A 21394-nucleotide genomic window follows, 5' to 3' on the forward strand; every position below is an offset into this window, starting at 1 on the left:
TGATCCACAAGGTCAGATTGAAACTGGAAATTGAGGCCTCATAGGCCGTCGTCGTAATCCGTCGTATCGGGGCTGCGCGCGCCAACGAGCACCACAGCGACGGTTGCCGGTTTGTCGCTCTTGTTTCGCCAGGCGTGCCGCGTTCCGTTCTGGACGAAGGCATCAAACTGACCCAAGCGGGTCTTGTTGCCATCGTCGAGCTCCATCCAGATCTCGCCTTCGAGGACGATTCCGTAATCGACGGTCGGAGTTTGATGTTTTCCGTCAGGCTCGAAGCGTTCAGCCAAACCTGGACTGATCGCCATATTCTCCATCATGGCTGCAGGACCATCGAAATCCGGAGACATGAAAACTGTGTCTGGTGGGAACGTTAGCACTAGAAAACGCGTGCCGCCCGGCTCGGGGACGAAGCTTTTAACCAGCGGCGTCGGATCGGCTCCGTCGAACGAAAGGGTCGTGGAAACCGAGGTTGACCAGATCATCCGCGACACCAATCCGGGAATTGTTTTGAATATGTCAGTGCGCGGGACGGTGCCGTCCTGAGCGAACCTGGCAATACCCAGACTGCAATGCTCTGTCACGACGCGCCGAACATGCACGGGGACTTTCCCGTTCGGATTTTCAGATACCAAGATACGCCTCCCTTATGCTTGGATCGTTGATGAGAACTTCGGGTGCACCGGAGGCCGTTACCCGGCCCTGCTCGATCACGTAGGCCTGATGCGCAATCTCGAGCGCCTTGTTCACGTTCTGCTCGACGAGCAACACCGCGACACCCCGCTCATTGATCATCTGGATGATCTTGAACATTTCGCCGACGATCAACGGCGACAGCCCGAGCGACGGCTCGTCCATCAGGAGCACGCGCGGCTTAGCCATCAGGCCGCGACCGATCGCAACCATCTGCTGCTGCCCGCCTGACAGGGAGCCCGCCAATGACTCTTGGCGCTCCTTTAAAATAGGGAAAAGCTTGAAGACTTCGGCGAGTGTCGCGTCGCGCTCTGCACGTGCAATCGAGCGGTAGGCCCCGAGCAACAGATTGTCCAGCACGCTCATCGCAGTGAACAGACGACGTCCTTCAGGTACCACTGCTATGCCGTAGTCGCAGACCTGATGGCTGGGCACTTTCGAGACGTCGTTACCCTCGATAACGATCTTTCCTTTGTGCGGCCGAAGAATACCTGCGATGGCGTTGACCAGGGTGCTCTTCCCTGCGCCGTTCGGGCCGACGACCGAAACGATCTCGCCCGGCTTTACGCTTATGGACAAGTCCCACAGAGCAATGGCGTCTCCGTAACCGACCTCTATTTTATCAACCTCAAGCAGCATGACTACCTCCCAGGTATACGCTGATCACAGCTGGGTCTCTCATCGTTTCGCCCGGATGGCCAAGCGCCAGAACCCTGCCCTGATCCAGCACCGCGACTCGGTCCGCCAGCGCAACTACCGCCCTCATCAGGTGTTCAACGAAGATGATGGTAGTGCCGCCAGCCTTGATCCGCTTGATCATTTCAACGGCGTGATCGACCTCGGATGGATTGAGACCACAGAGCACCTCGTCGAGCAGGAGCAGACGCGGCTTTGCGGCCAACGCTCTCGCGAACTCGACAAACTTACGGTCATGGAGGTTCAATGATGCGGGTAGCACGTCGGCCTTCTCGGCCAGGCCGGTGAAAGCGAGCGCCCCCCGGGTAGCCGCGTCGACTTCAGCCGCACTCATGCCAGCCACTCTGCTAAACTTCGCGCAGATCTGAACGTTTTCAAGAACGGTCAGATTGTTAAACAACCGCGGAATCTGATACGTCCGCGCCACCCCCTTCTGAGCGATCAGATGCGGTGACCGACCAGAAATCTCCTCGCCTTCAAGTGTGATCTTACCGGAGGTCATGCTGTAGTGGCCGCTGATCATGTTGATCAGCGTGGACTTGCCGGACCCGTTCGGCCCGACAAGAGCGAGGATTTCACCCTGCCAAACGTCAAGGGTGACGCCGGTTAAGGCGCGAATGCCGCCAAAGGACTTGGTGACATCCTCACATTTGAGAAGGATCGAACTGGAACCGGCTGCAGCTGGAGGCGCGAGTTGGAGAGATGATGCGGCCCGAGCCACCGTCTCCAATGCATCAATTCCATCGCGCCTGTCGGCAACTCTGCGAATAATGCTCGGAACGATGCCGGACGGCAGCACCAGGATTACCACGATCAGCGCAAGAGCGACGCCCGCGCGACCGAATTCTGCATGAGCGCCGCCCACGATCGCACTCTGTAGCACGGTGATGATGACTGCGCCGATCGCGGGCCCCGCCCAATGGCGAGCACCGCCCAGAATGCTCATGAGCACCACATAGAGAGGAACAGTCACCGCAAACGTCTCACCGACCGTAACATAGCCCACATATACGGCGTGGATCGCGCCCATCCCGCCAGCAAGTGCCGACGAGACGGCAAATGAAATCAGCTTGTAGCGAAAGGTTGGAACACCCTTGACCTCTGCGACGTCCTCGTCGTCGTGGATTGCGAGCAACCCCTGGCCGAACTTGCTATGAGAGATGAAATAAGAGGTCGTCAGCGCAGCAAGAGCCGCGACAAGCCCGAACATGTAGAGGGAACCGGACGCAGTCACGCCGATCATCGGGATCTCAATCCCCGAGAGAAATACGCCAGTGCCGGAGTCCAGCGAGGTGTTTGACACGATGGCAGCGATAACGAACGTCACCGACAGCGTCAGCAGCGCGAAGAACTCGCCGCGCAGAGACCTGGAGCGAAAGACAACAAAGCCAATCAAAACGGCGACTGCGGCCGCAAGCAGTGCCGCAGCTGGAATCGTCGCGACGAAAGGCCATGACAACTGCGTCGCCAGCGTGGCTGTCGTATAGACCCCAATCCCGAAGAACGCCGCGTGACCAAAACTCCAATAGCCCGTATAACCGCTCAGGATGCCCCAGCTCGTTGCCAGCACGACCCAGAAGAAGATGATGTACAGGTAGGAAAGGTAGTAATCCGCCAATCCCAGGTAAGGCAGCGAGACCAAGATCGCCACGAGCGGCGCTGTGGTTAGAAGCTTTTTCATTGTCAAATCACCGGTTTACGAAGCAGGATGACGATGAGCACGCTGAATGCCACGAGCGGCGCCCAAGCGGGATTCACGACGGACATCGTCAGGCTCTCGGCGACGCCGATCAGCATTCCGGCGCCGAGCGCACCGATGGGGCTGCCCAATCCTCCAATGATGGCAACAGCAAATACGACTCCAATCCAGGCTTCAATTTGAGATGGCGCTAAAGTCCCGATCAGCGCGATGAAGACACCGGCGATACCGGCTGTGGCCGAGCAAAGGCCCGCCAGAATGTACGAGACGCGGGTGGAATTGATACCAAAAGCCGATGCTATGGGTGCGTCATGGGCAGCGGCTCGCAGTGCCTTGCCAAGCATCGTCTTGTTCAGCGCGTACCACGACGCTCCTGCCAGCACCCCGGCGCAGATTAAGGCTGAGAGTTCCAATACGGGCACAAAGATCGGACCGAGCCGGATGGTGGTCTGGGCATAGGGTGTCTCATAGCGAAGGAAGTCCGCCGACCAGATCCATTGGATCAGCGACTCGATCAGGATCGTGACGCCGAACGTGACGAGGAGAGACGCGAATTCCTTCACGTGAAAGCGTACGAATACGCTGTGCAGGGCAACGCCGACCGCGAAAAACAGCGGCGCGATCACCAGAACGCTCAAATATGCCGGGACGCCGTAAACGGTGCCCAGCTGATAGGTCAGGTAAGCGCCAAGAAACGCAAGCGCGAAGTGACTTAGGTTCACCAGCTTCAACAAGCCCCAGCTCAGGCTGAGACCCATCGCTAGAAGACCATAGATCCCACCCAGCAGGACGCCCCCGACAGTGGATTGCAAGAAAAGAGCAAGGGTCATCAGCATCCACCTCTTTCTGTGGGAACGATGATCGGCTCCAGGAACACCAGAACATCCATACGTTATGCCTCCTCCCGTTTGCGCTAACGTTCGCACAACATCCGTCTCACAGCGAAGCCTTCGTGTCAACGTCTTTCAACAGGTCAATCCGCCAGTGGAGTTCGCTTAAAGCGCGGCAACCAGGCGCGAAAAGTCGCAGATACAGGACAAACATCCGAGAATTTAAGGCGTTTTTGACTAGAGCGCGGCAGCGAGCCGAAGCCTCTCTGGGGAGGTCTGACCGCATCGGTTTACCGAAATCGATTGTGGTTTTGGAGTTTGACAACTGCGGCGTCAATGCTATCGTTGGCGACAATGAACATTCGAGCCGGGCACAATGGTAACAATTAAAGACATCGCCGCCATACTGCAAGTTTCGCCCTCAACGGTGGGTCGCGCCCTTGCGGACGATCGACGCATCAGCGCCGAGATGAAGCGAAAGGTAAACGAGGCTGCAACTCAAGCGGGGTACATTGCCAATCGTGCAGCACGCATGATGCGTGGGGTTCAAAGTAATCTCGTGGGGCTGATCGTTCCAGATATCCGGAACAGCTTTTATTCGACGATTGCCCATGCTCTCTCCCGGTGCCTTCTTTCAGCAAACTACCAGCTGACCTTGTGTGAAACCGATGACGATCGAATGCACGAACTTCGTCACATCAAGGAACTCACAAGCGTCAACGTAGCCGGAATCATTCTGGTCCCAAGCGCAAAACCGCACCCCGATTCCGCCCGAATCCTTAAGATGACGCCTCATATCCAGCTGCTGCGAAAGGCACCGCTGCTAGGCGAACAATGGTTTGGGATTGATGACAGACGGGCGCTATACGAAAGCACTGATCATATCATCAAAGGAGGCCACAAACGGATTGCTTATATCGGCGGTACGGAAGATCTGCCCACGGGCGCTGCTCGCGTGCAGGGTTTCCGCGAGGCGATTAAAAACTCTGGTCGAGCGATTGCCATTCACGAGGAACTGGGCGCCCCCTCCTCGCCCGAGTTCGGACGGGAGGCAGTCCGTCGTCTTCTTTCCTTGAAGGATCGGCCAACCGCCCTGGTGATCGGTGCGGTGCAAAACACGTCCGGAGTGATTGATGAAATCCAGGATCAAGCCTTAAGCGTCCCACGCGACATTTCTGTCATCGGCTTTGGGGACGAACTTGGGTATCGATGGTGGGGGCCTGGACTTACGACAGTCCAGTTGCCTGTATCGGAGTTGGCAACGGCTTGCGGACTCTGGTTCCTGCACCACCTTCAGAACAAGAGTGAACTCAGCAAGCCCTACAGCTTCATCTCTCCGCCCCATTTGGTCATTCGCGGCAGCACGAGCGCGCCGTGAAGTGCGGGGGGCACCTGCCTCCCGAACTAAGCCGCCGAATCAGAGAGAGGTGCCCGTCTGGCGACGCGCACCTCTCATCGATTGGCTGCGGCTCACCCTACATTCCAAGGCTGGACGCTGAAAGCTCTGGAGTTATCTGATGAGCCGAGGCCAAGACCATGCCGCAAGCGGTGGCGGACGCACCTTCCACGCCGCGCTCACCGATATCCATCTTCAAGATCGATCTTCAGCGCGCCCATGAGGCGAACGCCGGAATTGTACCAGGCGACATTGATGGACAGTTCGACAAGCTGCTTCTCCGACAGAAACCTTGCGACCCCGTTCCACACTTCATCGGAAACGTCGACGTTCAGGGTGGAGTCCTTGGCAAAGGCCATCACAGCCTTTTCCTGTTCGTTGAAGAGATCCGAGCTTTCGAAATTGGGAATGGCATGGAACTGCTCATCCGTCAGGCCGGCCTTGAGGCCATGAGAGTGATGGTGCTTCACCTCGTATTCCGAGTTTGTACAGTACCCGACCGTCAGGATCGCCATCTCACGCAGCTTCGGGCTGAGGTCGGCCGCCCGTACCGCATTCGCATAGGTCAGGAAGTCATTGAGGACTGCCGGAGCATTGGCAAGGGCAAGGAAGATATTTCCGGTCGGAACCTTCCTCTCCTTCATCAGGCGCTCATTCAGTGCGGGCTGCGACTTAGCCAGTTCGGTATTGGAGACATATTTTACGCGTGCCATTTGCTCATCCTCAGCTTGCTTCGCAAATATTCCTGTCTAGTCCGCCGGTTGGACGAGCGTTCCGTCGACCAATGCTAACGTTTGCATTAATAGCATCTCGAACTTCAGGTCAACCGGCAATTCTCGTGCAATACAACAAACCGCCTGACGGGCCGGCTCGTCCGCGCCTAGTGCGCCGCGGAGACCACGGGATTTTTCAAAACGCCGATCCCGGGAATCTCCACCTCGAGATCATCCCCTGGCACGATCGGCCCAACCCCCGCGGGCGTACCGGTCATAATTACGTCACCGGGCAGCAGCGTCATGAACCGGCTTAAGTAAGCAACGATGTCGGCAACCGGATAAACGAGATCTCGCGTGTTCCCGGACTGTTTGACGGTGCCGTTCTGGCGAAGGATGACGTCAAGGTTTGCCGGATCCAGATCCGTTACGATTGCCGGACCCAGGGGTGCGAAGGTATCGTAGCCCTTACCTGCCAGCAGGCAGCCAAACTTGCTTTCCTGCCGCTGGATGACGCGGTCGCTGATATCGTTGCCGCATGTGTAGCCGAGGACGTGCTGAAGCGCGTTCTCCTTGCTGATGTGGCGGCCGCCCTTGCCTATGATGGCGACCAGTTCAGCCTCGTAGTGGACGATTTCGCCGTCGCTCGGATATTCAATCATATCGCCGTTGCCGCTCGCGGCCGTACTTGGCTTCATAAACAGCACTGGAAGGGTCGGCTGCTCTTTTCCGGATTCGTCGGTGTGCTGTCGGTAATTGTACGCGACGCCAAAGATCCGAGGCCGGTCCACAGGGCACAACAGGCGGACCTCCGAAAGGCAATCTACCTCCCCCGTCCACTCGATTGTTTCGAACGGATCACCGCCAATGCGTTCAATACTGCCCTCACACTCAACGCCGTAGTGAATTCCGTCGGCGGCCTGATAGCGCACAATTTTCATTTTGATCTCCATTTCTGCTAACGTTAGCACAACGATCGGAAGTTCGTCAATGCCCCTCGCGGCGCCATCCTTCCACTGTGTCCGATACTCAAATGTTGAGAAAGCAAAACAGCAAACTGGCGGCGGCTGGGCCTACGCCAAATGCCGGGCTAAACACCTAGGGCCGATACAGGTCGGCATTTGCTGTTTGCTGGCGCAGTCGTAACCTTCAGAATAAACCAAGCGAAGAAGCGAGCGCAGCGCGGCTGAACGGGTGGGCGAGACTCCCCTTGCCAGTTCACAACCCGCGCAGCGGGGATAGATGCTGCGTCAGTTGAAGATATCAATGCCGCGCAGCATCCTACATCTTGGGCCATGAGTTTCGCTGGGCCGATTGGCCCGCGGATAGCCGGAACATATCGCGTGATCGCGGGTTGGCTGAAAAGGATGCGCGCGCTTAGTCTTGGGAAGCTTTCCGCTGCGCTCCGGAGCCCCGTTGCGACATTCGCGACGGGGCCTTTCGGAAGGCAGGGCTAACCAAGGGTCTCTCAACCAAGGTTTTTCAGGAGATTCGCCGAGACTGCAATATCGAACTTTTTCGTCACACCTGGCAACTCTGACTGTCCCCAAACTGCAGCCACTACACGTTCACGAAGGCCATCCGAAAAGGCTCGCGTCATGGGCGCTGACCTGCATTCCAACGCCCGGGATGGTTCACAATTCTGCTCATATTGGTGTCCCAACTCGATTCTGGTGAACTGCTCTAGCACAACGCATTGTCAAGAGCGGCGCTTGAACGTGTGCTCCTCCATTGGAAATGCACGGGAGCGGACGTCGACCGCATAAGCTGTAGCCGCCGCCGCTACCCTCTTGCCGAGTTCCTCATAACGTCTGACGAAGCGGGGCGTAAAATCATTGAACAGCCCCAGCATGTCATCGCAAACCAGGATCTGCCCATCGCAAGCTACAGAGGCGCCAATCCCGATCGTTGGCACAGGGATCATTGCCGTGACCTCCCTGGCGAGTGTTTCGACCGTGCCTTCTATCACGACGGCAAATGCTCCGGACTTGCCGATAGCTTCCGCGTCGGCGCGAATTTTGCCAACCTCTTCACCGGAATGGCCCACGGATCGGTAGCCGCCTGCGGTATTCACCTGCTGGGGCATCAGACCGATATGGCCGAGGGCCGGAACTCCACGCTCGACCAGGAAGGAGACGGTTTCGGCCATTTCCTGGCCGCCTTCGAGCTTGACCGCGTCACAGCCGGTTTCCTGCAGGATGCGAACGGCATTGCGATAGGCGATTTCCTTAGACTCCTGATAACTGCCGAACGGCATATCGACCACGACACACGAGTTTTGAACGCCGCGCATCACTGCCTTGCCATGAGCAATCATCATGTCGAGCGTGACCGCAATCGTGCTCTCCATGCCATAAAGAACCATACCTACGGAATCACCGACTAGCAAAAGATCACAATGCTCATCGAGGAGCCGCGCCATTGGGGTGGTGTATGCCGTCAAGCTGACAATCGGCGTCCCACCCTTCATCGCGCGGATTCGGGTCGGCGTCAGCCGCATCTTCAAGCCAGTCGCGCTCATAAGGTTCCTCCAGGCGCCGCCGAACGGGATCTGGCAATGACGCGGTTGTCGAGAAGCTTGGTCGTGCCGATCCTGACAAACAGCGCCACGACCACCGGGTCTTCAATGCTGGCAATGGGCCGAAGCGTCACTGCATCCCTGACGGCAACTACCTCCGCCTCAGCCAGAGGTTCCCGCGTGAGAAAATCGACGAGCTTTGCCTCCAAGACGAGCGGATCCGTCAGGCCTTGTGCAACAAGGCGCTCCGCTTCATCCAGGGTTTGAGGGATCACAATGGCGGCACGCCTTTCTTCCGTGGTCAGATAGACGTTGCGCGACGACAGAGCGAGACCGTCCATGTCCCTGACCGTCGGTACGGAAACCACACGCACAGGCAAAGCGAGGTCTCTCACCATCTGCTTGATGATAACCACCTGCTGGTAATCCTTCTCGCCAAAGTAGGCGCGCTTCGGCTGCACGATGTTGAAGAGCTTGCAGACGACTGTCGCTACGCCTGCAAAATGCCCCGGTCGAACAGCGCCCTCGAGTTCAAAACCCAGTTCCGGCACATCTACCACGGTTTTCATGGGATGCGGGTACATGTCCGACGCGCTGGGCGCAAAGAGGAGATCGACGCCTGCCTGCTCCAACATCGCCTTGTCGCGCTCAAGATCACGCGGATACCGGCTAAGATCTTCGTTCGGGCCGAATTGCAAGGGGTTTACGAAGATCGACGCGACGACGATCGCGTTGTCCGCACGGGCGCGCGATACCAGTTCCATATGGCCGGCATGGAGGTAGCCCATGGTCGGAACGAAGCCTATGCTTCCTCCCTTGTCGCCAGCCCGACCAAGTGCTGCGCGCACCACCTCGATGTTCGATAGGACCTGCATGCGCCCTCCCTGATGGTTCTTGCACGTTTGGGGTCGGATACAGACTGCAAGGCGCGCGACACGTCAATGCGTGGATTCCAATAAAAACGATTAGCGCGGAAACGTTTATCTGCCGGTTTCGGTCCGCTTAAGGACCACATCGTGGACGCAGTCCGTCTCACTGAATGCGACGCCACTCCAACTCGGTTGCAGCTTGAAGTGCAGAGTTGAAGAACTGCGGGGTTCGGTCGTTCTAAATGGGGTGCGCAGAGCGCGCATGCCGCTTGAACCACCACGCGAACATGGACTCCTAATGAATCTATCCCTTTGCACCATAATGTTCCGACATCACCTGATCTCGATCCCGGAACTCACTACCTGGGCGAAAGCGAATGGGTTTCAGGCGATTGAACTCTGGGGCCCTCATGCTCAACGTCTTGCCCCGAGCACTGACTTGAATGGGGAATGGCTGAGAAACCAAGGCCTCTCTATCTCAATGCTGAGTGACTATCTGCCGCTGAGCGCTCAGAGCGATGAGCTTCGGCAAAAGACGATTGAACTATGCCGATTGGCACAGCGATGGCAGACGAAGAAACCTCGAACGTTTGCCGGCAATCGGGCCAGTTCAGAGATGGGGTCAGAAAATCGGCTGGCAATTTTCGCGGGGGTTCGGGAAGCATGCACGATTGCTGCAGATTTGGGCGTGCGTCTGCTTGTAGAGACGCATCCTGCACGCTCGCCGACACAGTCGCGGCGACGATGCTCCTCATTGAGGAGGTAGACCCGCCCAACCTTTGCATCAACTTTGACGCGCTGCATGTATGGGAAGGCGGAGATGATCCCCTGGAGGCCATTCATGTCATGAAGCCCTTCGTCGATCATTATCATCTCAAATACATTCGCGGGCGAGAATACCTGTCTTTCTTTGCACCGGAGAATGTCTATTCGGCCAACGGCAACCGCGTCGGAATGACACCGCTTTTCCAAGGCGCGTTCGACTACATGCCTTTGATATCCGCCTTACCGCGAGAAAGAGACTTTGATGCATCTCAGCGATGCCCGCCTTGAAGGGAACAGAACCCGCGGCACCAACATTACGGCTCAACCGGCTGAAGCATCTTTTGCGGCGTAACGCGCTATTGTGGAACTTTAATTCCCTTGGTCGCAGATACGGTCCAGACATGGGTCCGAAGGGATTACGCCGTCGAAACCTCCTTGTATTCAGCTCGGTCTCGGATCGCCCGAACCACCTGAGACATCACGAATAATACATACGAAATAAGAATTCGAACCGCGGGCAACGTCTTGAGCCAGCTAAGATACAAATAATCACACCAACGCATGCTGAGCGACAAGCTCCGCGCGGATTCGAGAAATCGTGCCCGGTTCTTCTTGGCGGAGAGCTGCCATGATGCCTGCCGCCTGACCGGTCGCGAAAGCCGTGCCCATCACTCGTATCGAACCGTAGGCTGCGGGATCCGCCCCGGCCACCCGGCCCGATAGGAAGAGGTTGCTTACCCCCGACGCCTTTAGCGCGCCGGGCGGAATATCGGCGAAACCTTCGCCGCCGAGTTCGACGAACCGCGCCTTGCCCGGCGCCTCATGCACTTCCATCGGCCAGGCGGCGCGGCCGATGCCGTCCGGGCGGCGGCGGCCCGTTTCAAGTGCCGCGCCGGTCATGTCCTCAACGGATTTCGGGCGGCGTGTCTCGCGGATGCCGATCTGCGGGCCGGTGGCGATTATATAGGCGTTCTCGAAACCCGGCATCTGCCTGAGCAGGCCCAGATTGCGCCAAGCCTCGCGCCGTGCCTGCTGTTCGGTCGCCCCGAGATCGGCGCCGGTCAGGCCGTCGGTGGCGAGATCGATGGTCATCCACCAGTAGTCGCCGGAAAGCGGCAGGCGGAACATCACGCCGCCATCGGGGCGCAGGATCGGGTTTTCTGAGCCCTCGTTGTGCGCAGCGATCAGGTCCGCGATGCGGGCACGATCGAACAGAACGCCGGGCGCCACGCCGCCGATCCGGACCGGCATGGAGGCCGGCTGGACGTGGCTGCCTCCGGTGGCGTCGACGCTCATCTCGACGCCGGCCAGCACGGAAAGCGTCGCCTCACCGCTCGCATCGACAAAGGCCTCGGCGGAGATTTCGTAGCTGCCGGCATGATCGGTGACGGTCACCGAGGTTAGGCCATCGCGCGCGACAGTCGCGGCCGTCACCCGGGTGTGCAGGAGGGTGGAAATGCGGGCCTCTTCCGTCAGCCGGTCGGAGGCGAATTTCACCGCTTCGGGGTCGAGAAGCACGATCCAGTTGCCGCTACGCGACTTGGTCGGCGCAACATCCTGGCCGATCTCCGAGAGGGTGCGAAGCAGCTCCTCGCCGATGCCGCGGACGGCCGGCACGGCGCGCTCGCCTTTTTCATAGAAACCGCAATAGGCGAGAACCAGCGAATTGGCCGCCGCGCCGCCGAGGAAACCGTAGCGTTCGACCAGCGCCACTTTTGCGCTGGTCCTTGCCGCAGCGACCGCAGCGCTGGTACCGGCCGCACCGCCGCCGACGACCACGACGTCGTATCGGGCATCCCGCTTATTCGGCATCGACGGCAGCCTCCATCACGCCCATGGCGGCGCCGAGCGCGAAAAGCTGTGCCTTGGCCATCTCGCGGCCGAGCTGGATCTTCAGGCCGCGTTTGGCGGCGAGCGTCAGGAACGGCGTCTGTTCGGGGCTGGTGATGACGTCGGCGGCCAGACCCGCGGCGGGCATCAGGTCGATGATCGACTGCGGTACCGGCAGCGGATCCGCCTGCCCCATGCCGCAGGGCGAGGCGTTGACCACCAGATCGAAGGCCCGCTCCGGAATGTCTCCGGCAGAAATGGCAAGACCCGGAAACGCCTCGGTGAGGCGCGCGGCAAGCATCTCGGCGGCGGCCTGGTGCATGTCGCTGATGAATATTTCCGAAGCACCCTGATCGGCGAGCGCGTGGCCGATCGCCCGGCCGGCGGCACCGGCGCCGACCAAAAGCACGGACTTGGCCGCAGCGGTAAAACCATGCGCCCTGGCGGCGCGGACGAAACCTTCGCCGTCGGTCATGTCGCCGGAAAGGCGGCCGTCCGGGTGGCGGCACACCACATTGGCGGCACCCAGAAATCTGGCGCGCAGCGTCAGCTCGTCGATCAGTTCAGCCACTGCCGATTTGTGGGGGATGGTGACGACGAAGCCGTCGAGGTTTTCCCAGCCGCGCACGGCGCGGACGAAATCCGCCACCTGTTCGGGCTTCAGGTCGACCGGGATCATCACCCGGTCCTCGCCCGCCGCCGCGAAATGGCGATTGAAATTGTCGGGCGATTTCACCTGCGCGATCGGCGTGCCGATGATCGCCACCAGACGGGTCGTGCTTCCAGTCATGCGGATTCAATCCTCTGTTGACATGAAGAATAGGGCGGCAGACCCATTGACGCCAATATGGAAATGGATGCACTTCATAAATGAAATTTATAGGCTGGAGTGAAACGGGGTGGCAAATCCCAAGCTCAAGGAACGCCAGATCGAGATTTTCCGGGTCGTGATGGCGACGACGTCGCTGACGGCGGCGGCGCGGCATCTCGGAGTTTCGCAGCCCAATCTGTCGATCGCCATCCGGCGGCTGGAGGACCAGCTGGGCGTGGCGCTTTTTGCACGGATCGCCGGGAAACTGGTGGCGACGCAGGAGGCACAGCTGATCTTCGAGGAGGTCGAGCGGGTTCACCAGCAGTCGGAAATGCTGTCCGAGGCGATCTATTCGATCGCCCGCGGCAATGCCTCGACCTTCCGTTTCGGCGCGACGCCGAGCATCGGCATGCGGCTGATCCCGAAGGCGCTGAAGCGGCTGCAGCAGGAAAACATCGCCGGCACCTATTGTTGCGACTCCCTGCCGCAGCGCGACATCCGCGACTATCTCCTGTTCGGCCGCGGCGCATCCGTCGCCACCATCGCCAGCATCGACGATCCCGTCATCGAGACGACCGAGATCGCCCAGGCGGGCCTCGTCTGCGTGGTGCCGGCCGGCCATCGGCTTGCCGAGCGGGCCTCGATCCATCCGGCGGATCTGGCAGACGAGGTGCTGATCTCCTTCGGAACGACGACCACGCACGGTTTCTACATCGACGAGACCTACCGGCGCTGCGGCGTGACGCGGACGACGGCGGTCTATGTGCATTTCGTCGAGGCGGCGCTTTCCTTCGTGTCGGAGCGGATCGGCGTTACCATTCTCGACGCCTTTTCGGCCATCGACTGCACTGCCGCCGGGCTGGTGGCGATCCCGGTCGAAAACAGCGTATCGATTTCGGCCTATGTGCATACCAGCCGCCTGCGGCCCCGGCCGGCGGCGGTCGACAGCATGATTGCGGCGCTGCGCGACGTGGCGCTGGCGGAAGGCAGCCATTCGAGTGGAGTGATCAAACCATGCTGAGAGAAGCAGATGCGCTTTTCCCCGGCTTCGAGAGCCGGTTCGTCGAGACGGCGGAGACCCGTTTTGCGGTGCTGACGGGCGGCACCGGTCCAGCCGTGCTGCTGCTGCACGGTTATCCGGAAACCCGCGCCTGTTGGCACCGGATCGCCCCTGCGCTTCTGGGCTCCCATAGTGTCGTGATACCGGATCTGCCGGGCTATGGCGAAAGCGCCGTGACGGGCAATCCTGAAGGTGCCGGTTCGAAACGCCGGATGGGGCAAAGCCTGCATGCGATGATGCGGGGGCTCGGCCATGACCGCTACATCGTCATCGGCCACGACCGCGGCGGTCGAGTAGCCTATCGCATGGCCCTCGACTTTCCGGAGGCCGTGACCGCGCTGGTCTCGGTGACGGTCGTGCCGACGCCGGAAATGTGGGAGGGCGCCAGCAAGGCGTTCGGTTTGGGCGCCTGGCACTGGTACATGATGGCCCAGCCGGCGCCGCTGCCGGAAAAGCTGATGGCCGGCGATCCGCGTTTCCTCATCGACGTGACGCTCGACAAGATGGTGCATGGCCTCGACAGGCTCGACCCGCTGGCGCTGGCCGACTATCGTAACGCCTTCGACAGGCCGGACGTGCGGCACGCCATGTGCGAGGATTATCGCGCCGGAGCGACGGTAGACGAGGCAGACGATCTTGCGGACAGAAAAAATGGCCGCAGGATCACCGCGCCGGTATTGCTCTTCTGGGAGGAAGGCCGGCGATATGGCGGCGGGCGGGAGCCTCTGGATATCTGGGCCGACTGGGCCGAGAATGTCACCGGCCGCGGCCTCGGCGGCGGCCATCTGTTGCCGGAGACGGGTACCGAGGAAATGCTGGACATGCTGCTTCCCTTTCTGACGAGGACTGCCGATGGCGCCGGGCGGCAGTAACGCCAAGCCGCTCGAACAGGCGACGATCGAAGGCCTGCTCAGCCTGCGGCAGATCGAGGTGTTCCACGCCGTCATGCAGGCGCGCTCGATCACCGGCGCGTCGAAGGTGCTGAACGTCTCGCAGCCTTCGCTTAGTCGCACCATCCGCCGCATCGAGGACATTCTCGGCATCGCGCTGTTCGACCGCGACCGCAACGGCCTGGTGCCGACCTCGGAGGCACTGGAAATCCATGCGGAGATCGATCCGCTGATGCGCCAGCTGATGGGGGTCGGAACCCAGATCGGCCGCATCGCCCGCGGCGAGACGGCGGTGTTCCGCACCGCCTCGACCGCCAGCGTCGCGCGTGCCCTGGTGCCGCAGGCGCTGCGCGATCTGTCCGTCGAGGTGCCGGGCATCGAGCTGTTCTTCGACGTCCTGCCCGTCGACCAGATGGAGGATTACCTGATCACCGGGCGCGGCGAGGCGGTGGTGACCATCGCCTCCTCCGACCATCCGCTGATCGCCACCGAACATGTTGGCAAGGCGGATCTCGTCGCCGTCATCCCGAAAGCCCATCCGCTGTCCGCCCGGACGCTGATCCGCGCCGCCGAACTGGAAGGGACCGATTTCATCGCCTTTGCCGCCGGCGGGGCGCATCAGCGCGTGGTCGAGAGCTTCCTCAGCCGCGGCGGCGTGAAGGTCAACCACCGCGCCGTGGCGCGTTTTTCCGATACGGCGCTGGCGCTCGCCAACGAGCAGATGGGCATCGTGCTGGTCGACTACCTGACGACCTTGGGGCCGGTCGGCGGCAACCTCGTCATCCGGCCGCTCGAGAACGCGCCGCAGTTCCAGATCTCGGTCCTGTGGAACCGAAGGCGACCGCATTCGGCGAACCTGCGCAAGCTCGTGGAAATCCTGACGCGCAAGCTTGCGAGCCTGCCCGGCATTTCGTGATACAACCCCTGTATTTCATGCGACCATATGCCATGTCCTGAGGACATGGGAGACATAATCATTGTTCGTTGTCTTCTTATGCATGGAGTGGCAGTGAGAAGGCATGACGCCGCCAAGCGCGTTGATCTCGGAGGAGCAACCCAAATGACTTTCACCCTGAACCGCCGTCAGGCACTCATGGCCATGGGCGCCACCAGCGCTGCTGCTGCACTCGGCATGCCCGCACTGGCCGCGACGAATCGCAATCTCGCCGTCCTCAATCTTGCCAGCCATGCGCCGAGCTTCATTGCCTACGAGCGCGGCTACTTCAAGGATGCGGGCCTCGACATCGAACTGAAGTTCTTCGAAGCCGCCCAGCCGATGGCTGTGGCGATCGCCTCGGGCGATGCGGAATTCGGTGTCACCGCCATGAGCGGCGGGCTGATCAGCTTGGCGCAGAAGGATGCGGTCAAGGTGGTCGGTGGTGCGCTGACCGAGGAAAAGGGCATCGTCGGCGCCGTCATCCTGGCCTCCAACAAGGCCTATGAAGCTGGCCTTACGGACCCTTCCAAGCTTTCTGGCAAGACCTTCGGCATCACCACGACGGGCTCGTCCTTCCATTTCATGGCGCACAAGATCGCTGTCGCCAACAAAATAAAGCTTGCCAACATTCAGCTGAAACCGCTGCAGAAGCTCGGCGCGCTGGTCAGCGCGCTGTCGACCAACCAGATCGATGCATGGGCGATCCAGGCGAACGTCGCCAACAAGATGATCCGCGAAGGCGCAGCCAAGAAGATCGGCCTCGTGTCCGACTACGCGCCAGATTATCAGGTCACAACCGGCTTCACCTCGACGAAGAACGCCAAGAACGACCGCGCACTCACGGAATCCTTCATCCAGGCATATTCCAGGGCGATCGATGACTATAATGCCGCTTTCGTCGACAAGACCGCAGACGACGCCACCCGCGATGCGCTGGCAAAGCTCGTCTACAAGTATGTCGAAGCCGACAGCCCGTTCGAGGTCGCCAAGCAGAACCTCATCGAGGGTGCGATGCGCGTCAACAAGGGCATGGCGATTTCGCTGAAGAGCTGCAACGAGCAGTTGGAGTGGTTCAAGGCCGAAGGCATGGTCAAGGACAGCATCACCAACGAGCAGCTTTTCGATACATCCTACGTCAAGACGATCTGATCGGCTGACGCACTGAACCGGAGGCCTTGCCGGCCTCCGGCGGGGAGGCCTCATGGACCTTAAGCTCAAGAACATCACGCATTGTTATGGTTCCGTCGAGGTCCTGAAGGACATCTCGCTCGACATTCCGCAGGGGCAGATCGCCTGTCTGATCGGCCCCTCCGGCTGCGGCAAGTCCACGCTGCTGCGCTTTCTCGGCGGGCTTGAGCGCCCGTCATCCGGCGAAGTGCTGCAGATCGGCCAGCCGCCGCAGGATTGTCTCAACCCACTGACCTACGTCTTCCAGCATTTCGCACTGCTGCCCTGGCGCACTGTCGAGGGCAATATCAGGCTTGTGCTGGAAGACCACGGCCTTTCCCGCCGCGAGATGGACGACATCGTCGCCAACGTGCTGGAACGCACGCGGCTTTCCGAATTCCGTGACGCGCTGCCGAAACAGCTGTCCGGCGGCATGCGCCAGCGCGTCGCGATCAGCCGTGCGCTCGCCGTGCGGCCCGCCGTAATGCTGATGGACGAGCCGCTTTCGGCGCTCGACAGCCAGACCCGCGAACTTCTGATGGACGACCTGATTTCGCTCTGGACCCGCCAGCCGTTCACGTCGGTCTACGTCACTCACAATCTCAACGAAGCCGTGCGGCTCGGCCACCGCGTCGTGGTTCTGTCCCGCCGGCCGGGCCGCATCCGCCAGATCGTCGATATCGATATCCCGCTTGCCGAGCGCCATCTCGGCGATCCGATGCTCGAGGAAAAACAGAAGGAGCTCTGGGAGCTCATGCGCGAAGAAGCGATGGCCGCCGACAAGGAGCTGGTGAATGTCTGACGTCAGCGCGCTTCCGGCGCAGGCGGCCGTTTCGAAAAATGACAGTTCAGCCCAAAAGCCCGACGGCGGCCAGCCAGTGCCCTTCCGCGGCGGCGGCTTTGCGCCGCGGCCGATCCGCGGCGTGGCGCTTCTCGTGTTTGCCGCCCTGCTCGTGCTTGCCGAAATCGGCACCCGCACCGGCTTCATAACCAGCCTGACCCTGCCGCGCCCGACCGCGGTGGTGGAGACGCTGGTGGAGCTGTGGCAGACGGGCGGATTGTGGAAACACCTCATCCCCTCGCTGCAACGCCTGCTGGTCGGCGGCGCGCTCGGCATTTGGTTCGGCATCGCGCTCGGCGTGATGATCGGCCTGTTCAGCTATGTCCGCGCCGGCCTGGTGCCGCTCATCGCGGCGCTCTTTCCCATTCCGAAGATCGCGCTGCTGCCGCTCTTCGTCATCTGGTTCGGCATCGACGAAATGTCGAAATACATGCTGATCGCCTTCGGCACGTTCACGCCAACTGTCGTCGCCACCTATGGCGCGGTGGATAACGTCGATCGCTCGCTGATTCGCATGGGCCAAAGCTTTAGTCTGAGCTGGTGGTCGATCGTCCGCAAGATCGTGCTGCCCGGCGCTTTCCCGGCCATCCTGTCGGGCCTGCGCGTGTCGATCGCCATCGCCATCATCCTGCTCGTCGCCGCCGAAATGCTCGGTGCGCAATATGGCGTTGGTTCCTACATCCTGGCGGCCGGATCGCTCTACGATCTCGAAAAACTGTTTGCGGGCGTTGCCATCCTGTCGATCATGGGCCTGATCGTCAACTTCGTCATCGGCCAGGTTGAGCGGCGTTTTCTGAGCTGGCGCGAATAGCGCCAGCCACACCGACCTAAAGCGTATCGCGATCTTTCAGACAATTTCGGAGAATTCAGATGTTGGCTTTGCAAAAGGTCCGGCCCGCCGTGGGCCTGGAATTTCGCGCGGTCGATGCCCCGCTCGAAGCACCGCCGGGCGAGGCGATCGTCCGCGTCCATTCCGCCGGAATCTGCGGCACCGACCTGCATATCGCCGACTGGACGCCCGGTTACGAATCCATGGCAGGCGCAATGCCGGTGACCCTGGGGCATGAGTTTTCCGGTACGATCGCCAAGGTCGGCGCGGGCTTGTCCGACACCCTGGTCGGCCGCCGCGTCACCGCCCGGCCGTCCACCACATGCGGGACATGTGCCGCCTGCCTTGCCGGTGACGAGGACAATTGCAGCAACCGCAAGGGTGTCGGCATCGGCCGCAACGGGGCATTCGCACAATTCGTGTGCGTGCCCTATTCAAACTGCCATGCCTTGCCCGATCGGCTCGATATGGGAATAGCCGCACTGACCGAGCCGATGACCGTCTGCGCCGAGGCGGTGAAGACCGCCGAGGTACAGGCCGGCCAGAGGATTCTCGTCATCGGCCCCGGCTTCATCGGCCAGGGGATCGCCGTGCTGGCGCGTGCGAAGGGCGCCAAGGTCGTGGTGATCGGCCGCAATGACGGGCCACGGCTTGGGGCTTTGCGGGCGATCGGCTTCGAGCACCTAGTCGATACGGCCGAGATACCGCTGGAAGAGGCGTTGGCCGGTTATCCGCCCTTCGACGCGATCATCGAGGCGGCCGGCGTTCCGGCGCTGGTGTCGGCCACCCTGCCCTACCTCAAGAAACGCGGCATCTTCACCGTCGTCGGCATCCATTCGAAACCGGCGGAGATCGACCTCGTGCGTCTGGTGCGTCTGCACCAGCAGATCCGCGGCTCATACCGTGCGGCGGCGCACGACTGGGACGGCGTCATCGCCTTCCTCGCGGAAAACCAGGAGACCATAAGCAAGCTCGTTTCGCAACGGCTCCCGCTCGCGGAGGCGATGACCGGCTTTACTGCCGCCCATGACCGCACGGCCTCCAAGGTGGTCCTTACGATCGGGGGCGACGCATGAGCCACGCCTTTCTCGCCCTCTGGAACCTCTATCCGAGCACAATGACCGAGGAATACGAGGCCTGGCATACCTATGAACACGTACCGGAACGGCTGACGACTCCAGGCATGCGCGGCGCCCGCCGCTATGCCGCGTTTGATGCTGGCCAGAACCGCTATTTCACACTCTACGAACTAGAGGACCTCACCGTCGTCAAACATCCCGCCTATCTCGACCTCGTCCGCAACCCCACCTCCTGGTCGGCCAAGATGCGCCGGCACTTTTCAGGCGTGCTACGCATCCCGGCAATAACGATCGCCATCGGCGGCCGGGGCATCGGCCGGTCTATGCTGGTGCAGGTCTATTCGGTCGGACGAGAGGCTGCGGAGACGGCCGGCATGCGGCTGGCGAGATTGCTCGAGGAGATGATTGCCCAAGGCACGATCCTCGCGTTCAGGATAGGGCTTGCCGAACCCGGTCAGCCCTATGCGGTATTTTCGCAGGAGGCCCGGACGAACCCGGATACGTTCGATCTGGTGGTGATGGTCGACGGGGTTTGCGGAGACAAGCTGACGTTGGCACAGGGTGGGATTGCGGCGGCGGCGGACGAAATGCTGCGGCCGCGGGCAAGGCTGCGGGATGAGGTGTTCGAGCTGGTGGTGGCCTATGCGGACGGGGAGTTTGCCGGCAACAGATCGCAGATTGGGGTGAGCCAGAGACTCAGGGCACAGTTCCTTTCCTAGGTGGCCAGCGTGGCCTTGACGGGGCAGGCTTGGAGAGAGCCTACTCAGCGCGCTAGTGGATTGATTCCAACGCTTGGTGCCCACGTTTGACGGCCGCAATGATCTCATTGGGGTCGGCTTTCCAGACGAATGGCTTTGGTTCCTGATTGTGTTCTTTGATGAAGCGTTTGATGGCAGCCTGCAGGTCGACGACGGAATGAAAGACACCGTGCTTGAGCCGTCGTCGGGTCAGTTTCGCGAAGAAGCCCTCGACAGCGTTGAGCCATGAGCAAGAAGTCGGGACGAAGTGGAAGGTCCATCGTGGATGCCGTGATAACCAGGCACGGACCTTCGGATGGTCCCATAACTCGTCGCCCGCCGCCAGCTCCAATCATCAATGCCGACCACCCGTATCTCGGAACTGCGTTGAGCCGCCGCAGCATCCCGCTTCAACTGCCGCAAAATGGTGTCGTCGCTGACCGGCAGGCCGAGCCGCTCCATCAACCGCTCGCCAGGACGGCCGCCGGCGCTGTGGCCGAGCAAGCCGACAATCCCCCCGACCCTTCTCGTCCGGTGCGCATAAGGAGCAGCGATCGTCGGCAGTCGGTCGGTGAACGTTCGTCGTGCGCAGTCCCCATGTGCACATCGCCAGCGGCTCACCAGGAGTTTCACTGTCACCGACTGACCCTGGACCGGCAGATCCTGGAGACTACGGCGGGACCAGCCATGCCTACTTCGGCTTCGCCGTCCACAATCGGGGCAGATGCCGATCGCGGATCCAGCGGCGGAAACAATCCACCTGTCGTCAACAGTGAGCGCGACACCCAGTATCTTGACCCCTGGGCCGGGCGACCATTTCGAATTTGTTCGCATGCCCGCCCATAGCGACAACCTCGCTAACGACAGGTGAACCACACAAAGTGAGGAAGAACCCGGTTAACTGCCAACCGACAAGAGGCTTTGATACGAGCGGCCGCTGAAGCAGGCATTGCTGCTATAGCTGTGGTTTAAAGAACCAATAAGATAGCGGAAACCGGCACTGAATTCGGGTCGCTGCCGCTGCTGAAACGGTCATT

General features: G+C 60.6%; 21 protein-coding genes and 2 pseudogenes. 11 read left to right on the forward strand and 12 right to left on the reverse strand.

Annotation, left to right across the window (positions count from 1 at the left end; genetic code table 11):
- Nucleotides 1-38: 38 nt before the first annotated feature.
- The 4 genes from C5J22_RS17350 to C5J22_RS17365 are packed head-to-tail and all read right to left on the reverse strand — an operon-like array spanning nucleotide 39 to nucleotide 3915.
- Nucleotides 39-632: a cupin domain-containing protein gene (locus C5J22_RS17350; RefSeq protein WP_105439231.1), complete on the reverse strand. Its 594-nt coding sequence runs from the start codon at nucleotides 630-632 to the stop codon at nucleotides 39-41.
- Nucleotides 622-1329 (reverse strand): ABC transporter ATP-binding protein, encoded by a 708-nt coding sequence (locus C5J22_RS17355; protein ID WP_105439232.1) that lies wholly within the window; start codon nucleotides 1327-1329, stop codon nucleotides 622-624. The genes C5J22_RS17350 and C5J22_RS17355 overlap by 11 nt, the downstream gene beginning before the upstream one ends.
- Entirely contained in the window at nucleotides 1319-3067 is a 1749-nt protein-coding gene (locus tag C5J22_RS17360) for an ATP-binding cassette domain-containing protein (protein ID WP_105439233.1), read from the reverse strand. The genes C5J22_RS17355 and C5J22_RS17360 overlap by 11 nt, the downstream gene beginning before the upstream one ends.
- A 2-nt stretch (nucleotides 3068-3069) precedes the next feature.
- A complete protein-coding gene (locus C5J22_RS17365; protein ID WP_245440443.1) occupies nucleotides 3070-3915 on the reverse strand; it encodes a branched-chain amino acid ABC transporter permease in 846 nt (281 codons plus the stop codon).
- 376 nt (nucleotides 3916-4291) lie between these two features.
- Here C5J22_RS17365 and C5J22_RS17370 point away from each other — a divergent pair, with 376 nt between their 5' ends.
- Nucleotides 4292-5293, forward strand: a complete 1002-nt coding sequence (locus C5J22_RS17370) for a LacI family DNA-binding transcriptional regulator (protein WP_105439235.1) — start codon at nucleotides 4292-4294, stop codon at nucleotides 5291-5293.
- A 197-nt stretch (nucleotides 5294-5490) separates the two neighbouring features.
- Here C5J22_RS17370 and C5J22_RS17375 read toward each other — a convergent pair whose 3' ends face one another.
- The 4 genes from C5J22_RS17375 to panC form a co-directional block, all read right to left on the reverse strand.
- Nucleotides 5491-6024, reverse strand: coding sequence for a carboxymuconolactone decarboxylase family protein (locus tag C5J22_RS17375; RefSeq protein ID WP_105439236.1), 534 nt, complete (start codon nucleotides 6022-6024; stop codon nucleotides 5491-5493).
- 167 nt (nucleotides 6025-6191) lie between these two features.
- Nucleotides 6192-6965 (reverse strand): fumarylacetoacetate hydrolase family protein, encoded by a 774-nt coding sequence (locus C5J22_RS17380; RefSeq protein WP_105439488.1) that lies wholly within the window; start codon nucleotides 6963-6965, stop codon nucleotides 6192-6194.
- A gap of 758 nt (nucleotides 6966-7723) precedes the next feature.
- The gene (gene panB, locus C5J22_RS17385) at nucleotides 7724-8545 is read right to left on the reverse strand and encodes a 3-methyl-2-oxobutanoate hydroxymethyltransferase (RefSeq protein WP_105439237.1); all 822 of its coding nucleotides are present in this window, start codon (nucleotides 8543-8545) and stop codon (nucleotides 7724-7726) included.
- A complete protein-coding gene (gene panC, locus C5J22_RS17390; protein ID WP_105439238.1) occupies nucleotides 8542-9417 on the reverse strand; it encodes a pantoate--beta-alanine ligase in 876 nt (291 codons plus the stop codon). Before panC ends, panB begins: the two co-directional genes overlap by 4 nt.
- Nucleotides 9418-9733: 316 nt before the next feature.
- On the opposite strand from panC, the gene C5J22_RS32055 reads away from it, so the two are divergent.
- Nucleotides 9734-10177: a sugar phosphate isomerase/epimerase family protein gene (locus C5J22_RS32055; protein WP_371412638.1), complete on the forward strand. Its 444-nt coding sequence runs from the start codon at nucleotides 9734-9736 to the stop codon at nucleotides 10175-10177.
- A complete protein-coding gene (locus C5J22_RS32060) occupies nucleotides 10156-10464 on the forward strand; it encodes a sugar phosphate isomerase/epimerase (RefSeq protein ID WP_105439240.1) in 309 nt (102 codons plus the stop codon). The genes C5J22_RS32055 and C5J22_RS32060 overlap by 22 nt, the downstream gene beginning before the upstream one ends.
- Before the next feature lie 261 nt (nucleotides 10465-10725).
- Here C5J22_RS32060 and C5J22_RS17405 read toward each other — a convergent pair whose 3' ends face one another.
- Entirely contained in the window at nucleotides 10726-11988 is a 1263-nt protein-coding gene (locus C5J22_RS17405) for an FAD-dependent oxidoreductase (RefSeq protein WP_105439241.1), read from the reverse strand.
- Nucleotides 11978-12796 carry a shikimate dehydrogenase gene (locus tag C5J22_RS17410; RefSeq protein ID WP_105439242.1) on the reverse strand — a complete coding sequence of 273 codons (819 nt, stop codon included), beginning with the start codon at nucleotides 12794-12796 and terminating at the stop codon, nucleotides 11978-11980. Before C5J22_RS17410 ends, C5J22_RS17405 begins: the two co-directional genes overlap by 11 nt.
- Before the next feature lie 109 nt (nucleotides 12797-12905).
- Between C5J22_RS17410 and C5J22_RS17415 the strand changes: the two genes are divergently transcribed.
- From C5J22_RS17415 to C5J22_RS17450, 8 genes are all read left to right on the forward strand, one after another.
- On the forward strand, nucleotides 12906-13838 hold the full coding sequence (locus C5J22_RS17415) for a LysR substrate-binding domain-containing protein (protein WP_105439243.1): 933 nt from the start codon (nucleotides 12906-12908) through the stop codon (nucleotides 13836-13838).
- Nucleotides 13832-14749, forward strand: coding sequence for an alpha/beta hydrolase (locus C5J22_RS17420; protein WP_105439244.1), 918 nt, complete (start codon nucleotides 13832-13834; stop codon nucleotides 14747-14749). Before C5J22_RS17415 ends, C5J22_RS17420 begins: the two co-directional genes overlap by 7 nt.
- Nucleotides 14730-15683, forward strand: coding sequence for a LysR family transcriptional regulator (locus C5J22_RS17425; RefSeq protein ID WP_105439245.1), 954 nt, complete (start codon nucleotides 14730-14732; stop codon nucleotides 15681-15683). The genes C5J22_RS17420 and C5J22_RS17425 overlap by 20 nt, the downstream gene beginning before the upstream one ends.
- A 144-nt stretch (nucleotides 15684-15827) precedes the next feature.
- Nucleotides 15828-16853: an ABC transporter substrate-binding protein gene (locus C5J22_RS17430; RefSeq protein WP_105439246.1), complete on the forward strand. Its 1026-nt coding sequence runs from the start codon at nucleotides 15828-15830 to the stop codon at nucleotides 16851-16853.
- Between the two features lie 52 nt (nucleotides 16854-16905).
- Nucleotides 16906-17673, forward strand: a complete 768-nt coding sequence (locus tag C5J22_RS17435) for an ABC transporter ATP-binding protein (RefSeq protein ID WP_105439247.1) — start codon at nucleotides 16906-16908, stop codon at nucleotides 17671-17673.
- The gene (locus C5J22_RS17440; RefSeq protein WP_105439248.1) at nucleotides 17666-18523 is read left to right on the forward strand and encodes an ABC transporter permease; all 858 of its coding nucleotides are present in this window, start codon (nucleotides 17666-17668) and stop codon (nucleotides 18521-18523) included. Before C5J22_RS17435 ends, C5J22_RS17440 begins: the two co-directional genes overlap by 8 nt.
- A gap of 59 nt (nucleotides 18524-18582) precedes the next feature.
- On the forward strand, nucleotides 18583-19617 hold the full coding sequence (locus C5J22_RS17445; RefSeq protein ID WP_105439249.1) for a zinc-binding dehydrogenase: 1035 nt from the start codon (nucleotides 18583-18585) through the stop codon (nucleotides 19615-19617).
- The gene (locus C5J22_RS17450; protein WP_105439250.1) at nucleotides 19614-20339 is read left to right on the forward strand and encodes a hypothetical protein; all 726 of its coding nucleotides are present in this window, start codon (nucleotides 19614-19616) and stop codon (nucleotides 20337-20339) included. Before C5J22_RS17445 ends, C5J22_RS17450 begins: the two co-directional genes overlap by 4 nt.
- A gap of 52 nt (nucleotides 20340-20391) precedes the next feature.
- Here C5J22_RS17450 and C5J22_RS17455 read toward each other — a convergent pair.
- Nucleotides 20392-20673 (reverse strand): annotated as a pseudogene (locus C5J22_RS17455) (IS630 family transposase); the annotation flags it as partial.
- Nucleotides 20661-21113, reverse strand: a pseudogene (locus C5J22_RS17460) (transposase family protein); the annotation flags it as partial. The pseudogenes C5J22_RS17460 and C5J22_RS17455, both read right to left, overlap by 13 nt.
- Nucleotides 21114-21394: the final 281 nt, after the last annotated feature.

The organism is Neorhizobium sp. T25_13 (assembly GCF_002968675.1).
Lineage (GTDB): Bacteria > Pseudomonadota > Alphaproteobacteria > Rhizobiales > Rhizobiaceae > Neorhizobium > Neorhizobium tomejilense.